The organism is Bacillota bacterium, assembly GCA_040755295.1.
Taxonomy (GTDB): domain Bacteria; phylum Bacillota; class Desulfotomaculia; order Desulfotomaculales; family Ammonificaceae; genus SURF-55.
Window position 1 is genome coordinate 16,277 of record JBFMBK010000011.1, and the last position, 15,897, is coordinate 32,173.

Consider the following 15,897-nt stretch of genomic DNA (forward strand, 5'->3'; position numbering starts at 1 on the left):
TCCCCGTCCGCCAAGTAATGGTCGTATTTTTCAGATACATTTGAACGCCCGCTTTCCGCAATGCCGACCAAAACTTCCAAATGGGATCGTTATCGTTCAACGGCACGAAGGGCTCAAGCTTCCGGAGGCGGATTTCATTTCCCTCCACTATCACCATAAGGGAATCATTTTCGTCAATACCCAGCTTCCGACGTATCCCAACCGGAATCGTCACTGCCCTTTGCTCGTTATACGTATAATTTCGTAAGCCATGGTATACTACCTGTAAAAAATTTTTACCCCCAGTATAACCTGGAAACCTGATATTTCAACCTGCCGTTATTCATGTATAACTCTGGTAATAAAAAACCCGTGAATCTGAGTGTTCCACGGGTTTTGTACTTCATTTTAGTCCCGCTGACGCGTCACGCCCGGCCGCGCAGGAATCTGTCGGCCGCCACGGCAGCCACAGCGCCGTCCGAAACCGCCGTCACTATCTGACGCAGGGACTTCACCCTTACGTCGCCGGCGGCGAAGAGACCGGGGGTCTTTGTCGCCATGTTCTCGTCGGTAACGACGTACCCCCGCGGGTCGAGGTCGACCAGGTCCTTAACCAGGTACGAGGCCGGTTTAACCCCGACGTAGACAAAGACGCCGTTTACCGCGATGTCTCTCTGGTTACCGGTAACCGTGTCCTGCACCTTAATCCCGGTGACCTCGTTCTCGCCCAGAATCTCCTTGACGTCCGTGTTCAGCAGCACTTCAACCTTGGGATCGGCACGCAGTTGTTCCTGAATGATCTTGGTCGCCCGCAGGGCGTCCCGCTTATGGATAAGATACACCTTTTCCACGAACCGCGTGAGGTATAAGGCCTCGTGGACGGCAGCGTCCCCGCCGCCTATGACCGCAACCTTCTGGTCCCGGAAAAAGAAGCCGTCGCAAATGGCGCAGTAAGAAACACCCTTGCCGCGCAACCGGTCCTCTCCCGGCACACCGAGCGGACTCGGCCCGCTGCCCGTGGCCAGGATTATCGTCTTCGCTTCGACGTCGCCCTGTATCGTCCGGAGGATAAACCGGTCCCCTTCGCGACGGATTCCGGCGACATCCAGCGACTTGAATTCCACGCCCAGCCGCCTGGTCTGCGATTCCATCTTCTCGACCAGCTCCGCCCCGGGAATGGGTTCCGGAAATCCCGGGTAGTTCTCTATTTTATCGGCTGTTAGGACCTTCCCCCCCGAGGCGCCCCTCTCGATGATGACCGCTTTCATTCTGGCACGGGCCGCATAAATACCCGCCGTTAAGCCCGTCGGCCCGGCGCCGATTATCGCCAAATCATAAACCACGTTTTCCACTCCTAACAGGATTAATCCAGGGTCAGAATTCAGTATCCAGTAGTCAGTATCCAGAATAAAAATTAACTGTATACATTCCGCACTTAGGATGGGATCCGAGGCTTATCTTTTCCCTGATGTCCCTGACCCTTCCGTTTTCCGCTTCTATATTCTTTATTTCGCCTCTACAACCTTCTGACTTCTGACTTCTGGCTACTGGCTACTATACTATGAACATACCGCTCTCGCCGCCTCGATCACCCCGAGCATAACGTGCTCCTTCGAAAGTCCCCCCTGGAGGTAGGCCGCAAACGGCTCCCGCAGCGGGGCATCCGCGGTGAATTCGAGCGAGGCCCCCTGAACGAAAGTCCCCGCGGCCATCACAACGTCATCCCTGTAACCGGGGAGAAATCCGCCTTCGGGCCTGACGTAGGCGTCCACCGGAGAAGACGCCTGTATCGCCCGGCAAAAAGCCAACAACCTCTTTTTGGAACCGATCCGGATGCCCTGAACTATATCGCTCCGCGGTCGGTCATAGCAGGGTAGCACCTCGAAGCCGAGACGTTCGAAAAAACGCGCGGCGAAAACCGCCCCTTTGAGCGCTTCGGCCACAAAATGCGGCGCGAGGAAAAACCCCTGAAAAAACAACCGCAGATAGCCGCCGGTCGGCGCCACCGATTCCCCCAACCCGGGGGCGGTTAGCCTGTTTGCGGCCATCCTCACCAGTTCCTTCTTGCCGGTTACATAACCACCGGTAGGCGCGATCCCGCCGCCCGGATTCTTGATCAGGGAACCGGCGCAAAGGTCGACCCCCACTGCAGGCGGCTCCACAAGATCCACGAATTCACCGTAGCAGTTGTCCACAAGCACCAGCGTCTCCGGGCTTACGGCTTTGGCGTAAGCCGTAAGCGATTTTATCTCGTCTATCCCCAGACCGCACCGCCAGGCATACCCGGCTGACCTCTGGATGAGCATCATACGCGGCTTGCGTTTCAGATGAACGCCGATGGACTCCATATCCGGCCGGCCGTCGGGAAGCGGCTCCACCTGCGTGTATTCTACCCCAAAATCTGCCAGAGAACCCGGCTCTTCTCCCGCGATGACCTTCTCCAGGGTGTCGTACGGGTTACCCTGCACCGCGAGGAGTTCGTCGCCGGAACGCAGCACACCGAAGAGGCAAAGGGCCAGGGCGTGGGTACCGGAAACGATCTGGGGCCGCACCAGGGCTGCATCCGCCCCGAAAACGCGCGCGTAAACCGAATCGAGCGCATCACGTCCGGTATCGCCGTAGCCGTAACCGGTCGACCCGTATAAATGAAAGCCGCTGACGCGCGCCGATTGATAAGCATCGAGAACCCGGCGCTGGTTAGCCAGAGCCAAGGCATCAACGCGGCGCCACAGCGACTCAACCTCCGCTATCACTTCATCCGCAAGCAGTCCAAACCTGTCCACAATAATTCTTGTACCGGTATACAAACGGCAGCCCGGCCTTATTTAGGCGGTTCCTGCACCGAAGTGCTTACGGGCCTTACCGGGCTTATCGTCGAGATGGCGTGCTTGTAGACCATCATCTGACGTCCTTCGCTCTCCAGGATTACCGTAAAATTATCGAAGCCCCGCACCATACCCTTCAATTGAAACCCATTAACCAGAAAAATAGTGACGGAAATACTCTCTTTCCGTACCTGGTTAAGAAAAGCGTCCTGTAAGTTGATCTGTGTCTTCGTCACAACTAATTCCTCCGTAAAACACTTTTTCTCTTTCTTAATAGAATCCTGGAAAAGGCATAAATCCTGGCCCGTTAGACACACTCCCCGCCGCGAAAACCTCGATTTACGCCTCCAGGCGCTTCCCCTTTTCTTTTCGCTACCGCCGGAGATACTCCTTCACACCCGCGGCAATTTCTTCGGCCAACGTTTCCGCACCGGAAAACTTGGAGACGCCAAGCCAACAGATACGCTCATCACGCCGGAACCAGGTCAACTGCCGTTTCGCGAAGCGACGGGTATTGCGCTTCAAAAGATAAACCGCCTCATCCAGACTTGTCTCGCCCGCCACATAGGCCGCAATCTCCTTATAACCCAAAGCCTGCATCGATACGGCGCACCGTTTAAGTCCCCCCTTCAAAAGTCCTCTGACTTCTTCTACGAGCCCGGCGGCAAGCATCGCTTCCACCCTGGCTTCAATCCGCCGGTACAACTCCTGCCTTTCCATAAGAAGTCCGTATACCATACTATTGTATTGCGGTCCCGCCGGAACAGACACCGCTTTCGAAACGGGCGCCCCCGCCTGGTTGAAGATCTCCAGCGCCCGGATGATGCGTTTGGAATCGTTGGGGTGAAGGCGCTCCGCCGTTTCCGGGTCTACGGCGCGCAGGCGGTCATGAAGGGACACCGGGCCGAACCGCCTGGCTTCCTCCATGAGGCGGTGGCGCAAATCCTTGTCCACGCCGCCGGCAAACCGGTACCCGTCCAGCACCGCCCGGATGTACAGGCCCGTACCGCCCGTCAGAATCGGCAGGCGGCCGCGCGCGTTTATTGCGCGGATGAGTCCCACCGTCAGCGCCTGAAAGGCCGCCACGCTGAAGTCTTCTCCCGGATCCACAACGTCAATCAGGTGGTGCGGCACGCCTTTGCGCTCGTCACCGGTGGGCTTGGCGGTGCCGATATCCATTCCCCGGTAGACCATCATCGAGTCGGCCGATATTATCTCCGCGTTTACCCTAAGCGCGACCTCAACCGCGACCGCCGTCTTACCGGTCGCCGTCGGGCCGGTTATCACGAGCAGCGGCAGCCGTTCCGTCATTTTTCGATCACACCGTAGGCGACACGGGCATACCGCCCACCGACAACCCGCTCAAACCCCAAGCGAGCGCATTCCCCGCCGCCACGCCTTTCCTTCATTACCACCCGCCGGCGGGCCACCCGCACGGCCTCCTTTACCGCCTCGGAGGTGAGGGGGGACGTTTCTCCTATAGCACGGAGCGGGACCACCTGAAAGGCACCCTTTACGGGGGTACCGAAAAACGGATCGAAGTAAACAACGTCAAAACCACCCGCCGGCGCCTTACTCAGATAATCAAGGTGGTCCGCCGCCTTCACCTCGATACGGCGCATCGTCGCCTGCAAAAGCGGCTCCGGTTCCAGGAACCACCGCCGCAGGCCGTGCCCGACCACCGCGGCAAGCACCGCGGACTTTTCCAGGCCCAGGACCCTGCCGTCCGGTCCGGTAACGAAACCGGCCACGTACGCATCCGCGCCGAGGCCCAGCGTACAGTCCAGTACGGAGTCCCCCGGCCGTAAACCCATCGCCTGTACCATTTGGTCAGGTTTCCCATACAGGACATTCTTTATGCGGAGTTTGGCGGTCCCCGGATGGAAATAGAACTCCTTAAGAACCGTCACACCGCTGTTTATTTCCGCGCCGCCATCCGATTCCGCGCCTGATTCCTCTTCCCCTTTGGGAAAAGGCGTTCTCAGCCTCCCGGCGCCGCTCTGAACGTAGAAAAGGCTTACCCGTTTCGTTCCGACCGCCAGTACACCCTGAACCCCGTACGCCGTTATCAGGTCCTCGATGCAGTACCCTTCGCGCGGGACATAAACAGCGCCCAGCTCGGCCGCGCATTCCAGCGCCTCAACCCCGACACCGGGCCCCCCGCGCAGCGTTGTCGTAACCACAACCCTCAAGGCTTATCGTTACCTCCGGCCGAAACGCCGTTCAAGCTCTTCGCGGCTGAGACAGATAACCGTCGGGCGGCCGTGCGGGCAGGTCAACGGCTCTTTGCAGGCGGCAAGCCTGTCAAAAAGCGCCGTGACCGCCGCCGCAGCCATGGATTCACCGGCTTTTACGGCGTTGTGACAAGCCATTGAGGCCAGCGCGCTCCTTTCATGGTCGAGAGGATCGCCTGCGGCGAGGCAGGCCGTGAGGTCGGCCAGTAACAACAGCGCGCCGTCGAGGTCCGATCCCGCGGGAATTGCCCTGAGAAGGCCGGTCCCCTCGCCGAACGGCTCGACCATAAAGCCGTACCTCTCTATTTCTTCCGCCACCGCCCGCAGTTCCACCGAAACCGTATCGAGCACCACCGGCTCTACGAGCATCTGGCTGGTAATCCCGCCGCGGGCGAGCGCGGACGCATACTTCTCGAAAAGCACCCTTTCGTGGGCGGCATGCTGGTCCACGATATACAGTCCTTCCGGTCCGGCGGCCAGCAGGTACGTCGGCCGTATAAAACCCAGGTAGCTGAGAGCGGGGAACCTCTCTCCGTACAACGCCCTTTCCTCTTTTGCCAGGACGCCCTCTGTCGCCGCACCCGCGGCGGTCTCTCCTTGAGCCGGCTGCCACCCGGCCCCGGCGGGGTCTTCCCGCCCGCCCAGGCGGCGTAAAACGTCGCTCCATTCCGGCAGCGATCTTTGTTGTACGGGCATTCGTACGGGATTGGAGCGGGCGCCCGGAATCAGACCGGTCCTGCCGAAAAGCGCCGATTTTACCGCCCCGCGGATGAAATCCGCCACCTCCCGTTCCCGGCTGAACCGGACCGCGGACTTCTGGGGGTGTACGTTGACATCCACCACACCCGGATCGACCGTCAGGTGGAGCACGAAAAAGGGGTGTTTCCCCGTGGGCAGCAGCGTTCCGTATGCCAGGTAAACCGCTGTGTTCAGACCGGCGTGCTTAACATAGCGGCTGTTGACCAGCAAAGTCTGCGACCGCCTGGTGGTCCGCGAAAGCGCCGGGCGGCCGACAAAACCCTCCAGCCGCATGCCCTCTGTTTCGGCGCTTACCGGGACCAGCGCGCCGGCGACCGTCTCGCCGTAAATGGTGTTTATGGCGGACAGAAGACCGGCGCCTGTGGTCCGGAAGACCTCACGCTCCCCGTACGACAGGCTTAAGGAGACGTCGGGCCGCCCGAGGGCCAGGCGGACCGCGGTATCCGTAACCGCCGTGTTTTCTGTTTTCCAGGAACTTAGGAACTTGCGGCGGGCAGGGGTGTTGTAGAAAAGGTCGCGAACCGTAATCGTGGTACCGGACGGCGCCCCGGTAGCCTCAAATTTAACGACCTTTCCCCCGTCAATCTCCAACAGCGTTCCCGCCAGCGCGCCTTTAACCTTTGTTTTCAGGGTCATGCGGGAAACCGCCGCAATGCTCGGCAGCGCCTCCCCCCGGAAACCGAGGGTTTCTATCCGCTCGAGGTCGGCACCGGACGAGATTTTGCTCGTCGCGTGCCGCTCGAAGGCGAGCGGAACATCCTCCCCGGCGATCCCGCAGCCGTTGTCCGAAACCGTTACCGATTCCAGTTCCTTTCCGGACAACGCCACCTTCACCGTCGCAGCCCCGGCGTCAAAAGCGTTCTCCACCAACTCTTTGACCACCGACGCCGGACGCTGCACCACCTCTCCGGCCGCAACCCTGTTCACCGTTTCCGGATCCAGTACCTTTATCCGGCCCATGCTCAACTCCCGCCCCGTCTTCCCCGGCGCCGGTGGGGCTTCGCCTCCACCGACCCCTTCAGTTTAACCAACAGGTTTAACGCCTCAACGGGTGTTATGTTATTTATATCAACCTTCAAGAGCTCGTCCAATACCGGGTGCTCCTCCGGCCGGGGAAACATCTCCAGTTGAACCACCTTCGATTGATCGGCCGTCCGGGCTTCAAGTTCGTTCAGCACCTGGCGCGCCCGCTGCAGCACCTCTTCCGGCAGTCCGGCGAGCGCCGCCACCTGAATCCCGTAGCTTTTGTCCGCCTTCCCGGGAACCACCCGGTAAAGGAACGCGATTCCCGACGCTCCCTCCTGCACGGCCACGTTAAGGTTGAAAACACCGCCGATGCGGTCCAGGTCCGTCAGTTCATGGTAGTGGGTGGAGAAAAGCGTCTTCGCGCCGGTTTCGGTGGCGATGTACTCTATTACGGCCCGGGCGATGCTCATCCCGTCGTAGGTGCTGGTGCCCCGCCCCACCTCGTCCATGATAACGAGGCTGCGACGGGTGGCCCCGGCAAGGATTGTGCGGCACTCGCTCATCTCCACCATAAAGGTGCTCTGCCCCCCCGCCAGGTTGTCGGCGGCCCCTACCCGGGTAAATATCCGGTCCACTACCCCGATTTCCGCACCGGCGGCGGGCACGAAACTCCCGGTCTGGGCCATCAGTACGATGAGGGCCGTCTGGCGCATGAAGGTGCTCTTCCCCGCCATGTTCGGTCCCGTGATAATCGCCACCCGCCGGGAAGCATCGTCAATGTCGGTGTCGTTCGGCACGAAACCGCCCGGTCCCAGGAAACGCTCCACCACCGGATGCCGCCCTTCACGGATGACGATCGCGCCGCTCTCATTAACCGCCGGGCGGCTGTAATTCCCTTTCACCGCCGCGGTCGCCAGCGACTGCAGAGCATCCAGTTCGCCGGCGGCGCGGGCGCTCCTCAGGATGCGGTCGATGGCGCCGGCCACCTCCTCCCGCACCGAGCAGAAGAGTTTGAATTCAAGAGCGTTTAATCTTTCCTCGGCGCTGAAGACCATCTCCTCATATTCTTTCAACTCGGGGGTTATATAACGCTCGGCGTAAGCCAGCGTCTGCCGCCGCTCGTAGTCCTGCGGCACAAGCGAAAGGTTTGGTTTCGTCACCTCGATGTAGTATCCGAAAACCCGGTTGTATCCTACCTTTAGAGACTTGATGCCCGTGCGCTCCCGTTCCTTCGCCTCGAGGCCGGCGATGAACCCCCGGGCGTCGCGCCGTATCGACCGGAGTTTATCCACTTCGGCGTTGTAACCCTCGCGAATGACCCCGCCCTGGTCGAGAACCGCAGGCGGTTCGGGCGCAACGGCGTTCGAAATGAGTGAAATCACGTCGCTCAAATCCACAAGCCGCCCGGTCAGAGCGCCGAGCAGCCCCTCCGCCGAAGCCAGGTTTTCCTTAAGTTCTTCTATTTTTACTAGCGATTCCTTGACGGACAGGAGATCGCGCGCGCCGGCCACCCCGTATGCCAACCGCCCCGCAAGACGCTCCAGGTCGTTCACCTGTTTGAAAATCGCTCTCATTTTTTCTCTTAATGCGCCGTCTTCCACCAGTGTGGCAACGGCTTCAAGACGCTCATTGATCGCCCCGGACGCCAGCAGGGGCTGGTCCAGCCAACTGCGCAGCCTTCTGCCGCCCATGCCGGTAAGCGTGTAATCCAGCACGTCGAGAAGCGTTCCCTTCCTGCCGCCGTCCTGCAGCGAGCGCGTCAGTTCGAGGTTCCGGCGGGTGGCGGCGTCAAGCACCATAAACCCGCCGGGGGTGTAAAAAAGTATCCTTGTCATGTGCGCCAGGTCGCGTTTCTGTGTCTCTCTCAGATAGGCGATAAGCCCGCCGGCGGCCGCCCAGCACTCAACTCTTTGTCCGTTTACCCCTAGCTGATCTCCTCCCTCTTGGGAGAATACACTCTCATCTGACGCTGCATGTACACCAAGTTGAGTGCTGGGCCGGAATAGGTCCGCGGGATAAAAACTGACCGCCGTCGAAACCGCAGCCCTCACCAGGCCGGCCAGTTCGCGGGCCCCTTCCGGAAGCACGGCCTCCACCGGCTGCAGACGATAAATTTCGTTATAAAGCTGCTCCCGCGCTCCCGGACCGCTGAATTCCGTAACCCGGAAGTCGCCGGTCCCCACGTCCGCCGCCGCAAGACCGTACCCGTCCGGACCATACGTCGCGACGGCTATTATATAGTTGTTATGGCAGTGGTCCTGAGCCTGACCCTCAAAGAAGGTTCCGGGCGTGACCACCCGGGTGACCCCCCGTTCCACCAGCCCTTTGGCCTGTGCGGCATCCTCCAACTGCTCGCAGATAGCGACCTTGAATCCGTGGGCAACCAGCCGCGCGATATACCCGTCCACGCTGTGGCAGGGAACCCCGCACATGGGGACGCGGCCCAGTTTTCCGGAGGACCGCCCGGTAAGGGCCACCTCAAGGACAGGAGCAGCCTTTTGGGCGTCGTCGTAAAACATTTCGTAGAAGTCACCGAGGTGGAAAAGAAGGATCGCATCCGGGTACTGCTTCTTTATCTCTGTATACTGCTGCATCATCGGAGTAAGACTCAAAGGGAAGAACCCCCCGCCATATATCTCCCCTATTATACCAAACCCTCCGGACAAAAAAAATAACCCCCGGAAACCGGGGGCGCCGAAAGCTTTATAACCATTTAGACACAGGGTTCAAGCCCGAATTCATCCAGCACTCAGCGGAATAATTGCACCCATTGATAGTAATCTATTAGCCGACTTGCACTCCGCGTACTAACGATCGATTTAACACCTGAGTGCTGGAAGTAGTCAGAATCCAGAATAGAGACCGGTTAGTCGAAATATGTCCCCTACACGGCTTTTAAACCTAACCCTCGCCGCAGCCGCCGCCGCAGCCCGAACAACCTTCGGAACTGCAGCCCGCGCCGCCGGTTATCGCCTGGTTCAAAATCTGGTTGATCTGTCGAAGTATGCGGTCAAAACTATCCTGCGCCTCCATGAAGTGGCTTATCAATTGGTTTGCATTCATGCGGCCCCGGACCGATGCGAAAGACTCCTGCTGTTCCGAGGAAGGCTGTACCCCCTGCGCCTGCGCAGACTCAAGTTCCTGCCTATAGCGTTGAAACTCTTCGATCAGCGCGCGGGCGTCCGAATCCGCGAACATCGCCTGTTCGGCCTCCCGCACCGCCAGCAGTTCCGCACTCTCGCTGATTGCCGCGCCTAATTCCCATGCCTTGGTCAATATCGACACCTTTTCACCCCCCTTTGGGAAGGCTGCCAAAACTTCGTCAGGCTTTGTCAGGCTCGCCCGGAAATCAGCACAAGTACAGAGTGCCGGGCGCTTATGCACTTCAGCGTATGCTCCGCGCCGCCTTTGCCTTCCGCCACATCGTTTTTCGCAACCTCCGTAGACCTTCCCTTATTATGTACAAAAACTTTCAGGGTTCTTTCTACAGGCTGTTCTCTAACGCCGTTATCCGGACAGCCCTGCCAAAACTCAGCCCGTTTGCTAAGATCTTGAGACCACCCGGAGACAAATCAGGATAATTATAAGCTATTGAACGCGCTTTAACAAGTAGCCCAGCCCGGACAAACCGGAACCAAATACTCTGGGACACGGAGGCAGATCATTAAGTCCTAAGTCGAAGCCGCAACCTTTAAACCTCAACCTGCAATCGCAGCTCCTCTGCTACTCCCCGGACTTAGGACGCTTTCTAAAGTTCGAAATCCTATGTCCTGCGTCCTAAGTCCGGAAAAGGAACCTGGGACTTTCGACTTCGATTTCCTCTCGTTCCCGTACTGAGGACCAGGGACTTTCGACTGAGGACTTAATTTATCTCCCCCTCAAGGTAGGTCAGTTTGCCCGCGGTTATACGCACCGGCACGAGGCTCCCAATAAGGGCGGGGTCGCCCCTGAAGACGACCGTTTTGTTCGTGCGGGTCCGGCCGGTCAGTTTTTCCCGGTCGGCGGCGCTCGGCCCTTCCACCAAGACCTCGCGCACCTTCCCCTCTTCCGCCCGGTTGAGTTCACGGCCAATCACCTGCTGCAGGGCGATAAGCTCCTGGACCCGCAGGGACTTAATCTCTTGGGGCACCTGATCGCTGAAAGAAGCCGCCGGCGTACCCCGGCGCGGGTTGTACACGAACGTAAAAGCCTGATCAAACCGCACCTCACGGATCAGGTCAAGGGTAGCGGCAAAGTCCGCTTCGGTTTCCCCGGGAAAACCGACCATAATATCGGTGGTGATGCCTGCTTCGGGCACAGCCGCGCGTATCTTTCGGATAAGATTCAGATAATCACCGCTGGTGTAACCCCGGCGCATCATTCCGAGAACCCGGTCCGAACCGGCCTGTACCGGAAGATGAAAGTTCTCGCAAACCTTGTCGAGTCCGGCCACCGCCTCGATGAGCTCGTCCCCGAAGTCCCTGGGGTGGGAGGTGGTGTACCTGATACGCCAAAGTCCCCGCACCCCGTTGAGCGTGGTGAGCAGACCGGCGAAGGAAACCCCCGGCGACAACCCCTTGCCGTAAGAGTTCACGTTCTGCCCCAGAAGCACCGCCTCCCGGTAACCTTCCGCCGCAAGTGCCGCGACCTCCCCTACTATTTCATCCGGCACACGGCTGCGTTCCCGCCCGCGCACGAATGGGACAACACAATAGGAACAAAAGTTGTTGCACCCGTACATTATCGGCACCCATGCCCGCAAAGAACTCTCCCGTTTTACGGGCAGACCTTCCGGCACGCAGCAGGCCTCCGGCAAAACCTCGACCAGCGGCCCCTCCGCCTGCACCCGCGCAAGAAGACGCGCGAGTTCATGCCGGTTGTGAGTGCCGATAACCAGGTCGACCGCCGGGAAACGCCGCCGCATCTCCGCCGCCACTCCGTCCTGCTGCGGCATGCACCCCGTAACGCCGATTATCATGCCCGGGCGGCGCTCCTTGAGACGGCCGAGGTTCCCGAGCAGTCCCCACACCTTGTTTTCCGCGGTCTGCCGGACGCAGCACGTGTTGATAAGAACAAGGTCGGCATCCTCCGCTCCGAACGCCCTGCTGTAACCCATCCCCTCCGCGATACCCGCCATTACCTCGCTGTCCCAATCGTTCATCTGACAGCCGTAAGAATAGATATAATAATTTTTCAAGGTTTTTATTCTTCCCGTTCTTTCGCGTTATCGATTTAAGCGAAGTTGTCACAATTATATCAACTCTCGAACCGCACGCAAAACCGTCAGGAGCTCGTTTTACAGAAACAGCCGGGAAAGCGGTCCCCCATGAAGCCTGCCGGACCAAAAACAAAGGAAAAACCCCGCCCTTTCGGGAAGGGTTTCATATACCGATAAATTGTAAGTTCTTGAAGCCCTTATCCTAAGGAGCTGCCGCAAAACGGCGCCTGCAACACTCTCCTAAGAGACCGGTTGCTGCAGTTTTGCCTGTGTGGCCTGCCGGTAAACATCCGCAAAGAGAATACAACTGACACAGCTGATATAAAAGCCGCCGAGGATGCTTATAATTACTCCGAGGAGAGGGATCACAGATAAAAACATCAATACAATACCCAGCGCGATCACTAAGATATAGGCCAGGATATAACTGCCAAAAACCTTTCCGATATACGAAAAAATAGTGCCGAAGCTGAAAGCCGCGGCGAAACTTCCCGTGGCCGCGTAATGCGTGAGGGCCATGGGCACGAAGAACCCGATTATCAGCGCAACCAGCGTGGCCAGCGCCATCCCCCCGGCGAACAACCCGGAGTAACCGTCTTGGAAGCTCCCCAACCCGCCGGTCGCCATCATCACTATTATGGGAATCAGCATGTATACAAAGCAGGCGATGAAGACAAGGAACCCGTTGACGAATTTCTCGCCCCAGTTTTCCCAGGTCGGCATCTCGCCCTTTTCGTTAACGGCGTCATGGGCAAGCTGCAACAGGTACCCCATCGAAAGGAAATTAACGATGGGAATCATGTTTAGAACCGCGCCGATTATCACCTTGACAAAGCCGCCGTCAACCAGTGGAAGCCGCAGAGCCCGTTCAATATTCACCATGTTTCACCTCCCTTCGAGCAGTTTCTTCACTTACCATTTCGCTTTTCTACAAGATATTCCTTTCAAGGTTATATGGTTTCTGATAAATTTTAAACTTGCCGTTCAGCCGGATATAAATGAGAATTGACCCTCATTTGCTATTTCTATTGCACTCGGCGCCGGACAGGGTACAATTTTCCCCCTGCCTGGATAGACAGCAACAAATTGTATCACAATAGGCTTAGGAGGTGTACAAAATGCCGCAGACGAATATCAGCGAAATGGAAAAGCTTCAGATCGGGGAAACGTTGAGGACGGAACAGGTACGGGTCAAAAAGCTTGCGGTCTACATGGACGCGATTCAAGATCCGGCGCTGAAAGGGCTTTTAAACCAGATGCAGCAGGTAAGCCAGCAGCACGTGAATGTCCTGAACAACATCCTCGGACAGGCCGGCATTCCTCAAACACCGGCATACTATTAGGAGGTGATAAGCATGAGGCTCGATGACAAGGACATCCTGGCCGACTGTCTAAAGGACGCCAAGTTTTTCTCCGAATCCTATCACGTGGCCACCCTGGAGTCGACAAACGACCAGATAAGGAACACGTTCCTCAGGATGATGAACGACGAAATGGCGACCGCGAAGATGATCTTCGACGCAATGCACCAACGCGGCTGGTACCAGGTCGATATGGCGCGGGCGACGGCGCCCGGGGCGCAGGCGCAGTACGCCAACCCCGCCGGAGGGATTCGCCCCGATTACCCCGGAATGCAGACGCAAGGATTCCACCCCCGGCCCGAAACAAGCTTCCAAAGGCCGGAGGGAGACCCGACCAACCGCTGGTAACAAGAAACCACCCCGCCGGGGTGGTTTTAACTTATGTGCATGAGCTTTTAACGAAGCATGGGTCTGCAATGCGTGTCAATAGCGTTTACCCGTCTGTAGCAGAACTGCTGAGGGCGGAGAGGTAGGCCCAGGGCTTGGCGAAGGCCAGCTTCATGTAGGCGTGCTGGCAGGCGAGATCGTAACTTGCCGCCTTCGCTTCCGCGAGCGCCTTCTCGGCTGCGGTTACATCCGCCGGTGTCGCCATCCCAACCGTTAATTTGACTTTGGCCACGCGCAGGTTCTCCTCGGCGACGCGAGTCCCTTCCTGCGCCCCGGCGTAAGCCTCTTCAAGGCTCTTTATCCCGTAATACAGGGAACGTGTCAACTGCTTATACGCTTTCTTGGTGCTTGCAGCATCGAGTTCCTTCTGTTCCACCTCAATTTTGCGGGCGAGATAAGGGCGGTACTCCCCGGTGTAAAACGACATATCTTCAAGGTACTTCTGCAAAGTAACGTTTTCATTGGCGAGCCAAACCGTGGGAGCGTTTTCCAAAACCTTAGCCACTTCGGTGTCAAGGTTATCGACTTTTAAAGGAGTGAACGTAATCTCATCGGTGAGCACCGGGCGGTCTTCAGGCTTAAGACCTACAAGTGTGTTTAAAGCAGCATAAGCTTTATCCAAGTCATTCTTCGCACTGTTCAAATTACTTTGAGCATTGCTGTACTGCACCTCTGCCGCGATGAGCGCCGTGCGCGTAACCAGCCCCACCTGGTACCCCGCCCTAGATCTGCGCAGTTGCCGTTGCGCGCTGGACAACGAGGCTTCGGCCGCTTTTATCTTCTCGTACGCCGTTAAAACGTCCCAATACTTTTTGCAGGTATCCAGCGCCAAGCTGTCCTGCTCGCTGGTTAACGACTTCTTGCTCATCCGCCAGGTCAAGTCCGCCATTAACAGGTTCGACCAGGGAACTTCCACCAAGGCGCTGCCGGCGGGTTCGGTTGGCGTGAAGTCGATTTGCTGGGCCCGGTAATCCCGAAGTTCCTCCGTGCGCTCGGTTTCCTTCTCCGCCTTCTTTAAGCTCTCGCTGTTGCCGAGAGCCGCGCTGACCGCCTGGTTTAATGTAAGATTCAGCGGGCCTTTTTCCGCCGCAGCCCAACCCGGAGAGGCCGCCAGTGCCAGATTAACTGACAATACAACGATTATAGTCAGTAAAGATACCAAACGCCTAGTACCCACGATGGAACCCCCTAAATTAGTTAACTAGATTAACTAATACCAGTATAGACCGGCTTGAAAAGCTATGTCAATAAAAGACGCAAAATTCGGTAAGCGCCAGAGATCTAATAGGCGATTTGGACCTGAGACCACTGAGCGTCCGTTGCATTCATGACCCTTAAGATACTGTCCCGTTCCAATATTTTAACTCCGGCCACTATCTCTTCCTTACCCATCCAGCATTTATTGCCGGTCATGTCGCCGTTGGCCAAAATCACGGGACGTTCAACGCCGAAAGGCCACTTTTCGATGTATTTGAATTTTACCCTGGCCCCGTCGAAACCTTTTTTACCCGGAAGGCTTGCGGTGTTGACATCCGCGCCCAAAACCAACCGGCAGGAGGTCCCGCTGTCCGCATACACCTTAACGGACCCCGCCTTAGCCAGTGCATCGGGTTCGAATATGACCTGGAAATCAACTTTGGTATTTATATTTACCGTCAACTCCAGTCTTTGACCCGGAGTAAAGCTGCCTTCCGCATCCGGATTCCCGCTCGGTTGCTGCTCCTCCCGGGTGGAAATGCGCACCGTCTGGCTCTCTCCGTCCCAGCTCACGTTGGTACCCAGGGCTTCGCTGACGAAGCGGAGCGGCACCATCGTTCTTCCTTTGATTATCATCGCCGGAACATCAAGTGTAATCTTTTCCGTATTTCTTAAAGCTTCGCGTTGCCCGACACAAAGCGTTATTGTCGTACTGCCTTTAGTCGCAATAACGGTTTGTGTAGTTGCCTGCCATTGGACTTCAGCTCCCAACGCCTCAAAAATGGCGCGTAAAGGAACAAGCGTGCGCCCTTGAATTATTTGAGGCGATGGGTCAAGCCCAAAACTTAGCCGCTGACCGTCAATTTTAACGGTGATGGCCGCCGCGGCGGGAGCGATCCCACCCGCAAACAGTATTAGGATAGCTACAAAGGCCGAAATAGTACACGCTCTCAAGCGCCGAACCATGAGTATACCTCCCCAAGGCAAGAATT

At 57.6% G+C, this 15,897-nt stretch carries 14 protein-coding genes and 1 pseudogene; 2 read left to right on the top strand and 13 right to left on the bottom strand.

Annotated elements, in window-relative coordinates:
- Nucleotides 1–160: 160 nt before the first annotated feature.
- From AB1500_09110 to AB1500_09160, 11 genes and pseudogenes are all read right to left on the bottom strand, one after another.
- A pseudogene (locus AB1500_09110) lies at nucleotides 161–214 on the bottom strand (hypothetical protein).
- Nucleotides 215–404: 190 nt separating this feature from the next.
- Nucleotides 405–1,322, bottom strand: coding sequence for a thioredoxin-disulfide reductase (trxB, locus tag AB1500_09115; GenBank protein ID MEW6183316.1), 918 nt, complete (start codon nucleotides 1,320–1,322; stop codon nucleotides 405–407).
- Nucleotides 1,323–1,538: 216 nt separating this feature from the next.
- The gene (locus AB1500_09120; protein ID MEW6183317.1) at nucleotides 1,539–2,768 is read right to left on the bottom strand and encodes a methionine gamma-lyase family protein; all 1,230 of its coding nucleotides are present in this window, start codon (nucleotides 2,766–2,768) and stop codon (nucleotides 1,539–1,541) included.
- A gap of 32 nt (nucleotides 2,769–2,800) precedes the next feature.
- On the bottom strand, nucleotides 2,801–3,040 hold the full coding sequence (hfq, locus tag AB1500_09125; GenBank protein MEW6183318.1) for an RNA chaperone Hfq: 240 nt from the start codon (nucleotides 3,038–3,040) through the stop codon (nucleotides 2,801–2,803).
- Nucleotides 3,041–3,176: 136 nt separating this feature from the next.
- Nucleotides 3,177–4,115, bottom strand: a complete 939-nt coding sequence (gene miaA / locus AB1500_09130; GenBank protein MEW6183319.1) for a tRNA (adenosine(37)-N6)-dimethylallyltransferase MiaA — start codon at nucleotides 4,113–4,115, stop codon at nucleotides 3,177–3,179.
- Nucleotides 4,112–4,987 (bottom strand): class I SAM-dependent methyltransferase, encoded by an 876-nt coding sequence (locus AB1500_09135; GenBank protein MEW6183320.1) that lies wholly within the window; start codon nucleotides 4,985–4,987, stop codon nucleotides 4,112–4,114. The genes miaA and AB1500_09135 overlap by 4 nt, the downstream gene beginning before the upstream one ends.
- An 18-nt stretch (nucleotides 4,988–5,005) precedes the next feature.
- Nucleotides 5,006–6,757 (bottom strand): DNA mismatch repair endonuclease MutL, encoded by a 1,752-nt coding sequence (gene mutL, locus AB1500_09140; protein ID MEW6183321.1) that lies wholly within the window; start codon nucleotides 6,755–6,757, stop codon nucleotides 5,006–5,008.
- Between the two features lie 2 nt (nucleotides 6,758–6,759).
- Complete coding sequence (gene mutS, locus AB1500_09145; protein ID MEW6183322.1) at nucleotides 6,760–9,375, bottom strand: DNA mismatch repair protein MutS; 2,616 nt, start codon at nucleotides 9,373–9,375, stop codon at nucleotides 6,760–6,762.
- Between the two features lie 289 nt (nucleotides 9,376–9,664).
- Nucleotides 9,665–10,048, bottom strand: coding sequence for a YlbF family regulator (locus AB1500_09150; protein ID MEW6183323.1), 384 nt, complete (start codon nucleotides 10,046–10,048; stop codon nucleotides 9,665–9,667).
- A gap of 577 nt (nucleotides 10,049–10,625) precedes the next feature.
- The gene (gene miaB, locus AB1500_09155; protein ID MEW6183324.1) at nucleotides 10,626–11,939 is read right to left on the bottom strand and encodes a tRNA (N6-isopentenyl adenosine(37)-C2)-methylthiotransferase MiaB; all 1,314 of its coding nucleotides are present in this window, start codon (nucleotides 11,937–11,939) and stop codon (nucleotides 10,626–10,628) included.
- Between the two features lie 261 nt (nucleotides 11,940–12,200).
- On the bottom strand, nucleotides 12,201–12,842 hold the full coding sequence (locus AB1500_09160; GenBank protein ID MEW6183325.1) for a DUF4013 domain-containing protein: 642 nt from the start codon (nucleotides 12,840–12,842) through the stop codon (nucleotides 12,201–12,203).
- Nucleotides 12,843–13,078: 236 nt separating this feature from the next.
- Between AB1500_09160 and AB1500_09165 the strand changes: the two genes are divergently transcribed.
- Entirely contained in the window at nucleotides 13,079–13,303 is a 225-nt protein-coding gene (locus tag AB1500_09165) for a hypothetical protein (protein ID MEW6183326.1), read from the top strand.
- 12 nt (nucleotides 13,304–13,315) lie between these two features.
- On the top strand, nucleotides 13,316–13,669 hold the full coding sequence (locus tag AB1500_09170) for a spore coat protein (GenBank protein ID MEW6183327.1): 354 nt from the start codon (nucleotides 13,316–13,318) through the stop codon (nucleotides 13,667–13,669).
- A gap of 85 nt (nucleotides 13,670–13,754) precedes the next feature.
- Here AB1500_09170 and AB1500_09175 read toward each other — a convergent pair whose 3' ends face one another.
- Entirely contained in the window at nucleotides 13,755–14,885 is a 1,131-nt protein-coding gene (locus AB1500_09175; GenBank protein MEW6183328.1) for a TolC family protein, read from the bottom strand.
- Between the two features lie 104 nt (nucleotides 14,886–14,989).
- A complete protein-coding gene (locus tag AB1500_09180; GenBank protein MEW6183329.1) occupies nucleotides 14,990–15,871 on the bottom strand; it encodes a copper amine oxidase N-terminal domain-containing protein in 882 nt (293 codons plus the stop codon).
- Nucleotides 15,872–15,897: the final 26 nt, after the last annotated feature.

Excerpts from the sequence above, each read along its gene's own strand:
- AB1500_09165 (MEW6183326.1), top strand. The coding sequence starts at position 13,079 with ATGCCGCAGACGAATATCAGCGAAATGGAAAAGCTTCAGATCGGGGAA.
- AB1500_09170 (MEW6183327.1), top strand. The coding sequence starts at position 13,316 with ATGAGGCTCGATGACAAGGACATCCTGGCCGACTGTCTAAAGGACGCC.
- miaA (MEW6183319.1), bottom strand. The coding sequence starts at position 4,115 with ATGACGGAACGGCTGCCGCTGCTCGTGATAACCGGCCCGACGGCGACC.
- mutL (MEW6183321.1), bottom strand. The coding sequence starts at position 6,757 with ATGGGCCGGATAAAGGTACTGGATCCGGAAACGGTGAACAGGGTTGCG.
- AB1500_09180 (MEW6183329.1), bottom strand. The coding sequence starts at position 15,871 with ATGGTTCGGCGCTTGAGAGCGTGTACTATTTCGGCCTTTGTAGCTATC.
- AB1500_09160 (MEW6183325.1), bottom strand. The coding sequence starts at position 12,842 with ATGGTGAATATTGAACGGGCTCTGCGGCTTCCACTGGTTGACGGCGGC.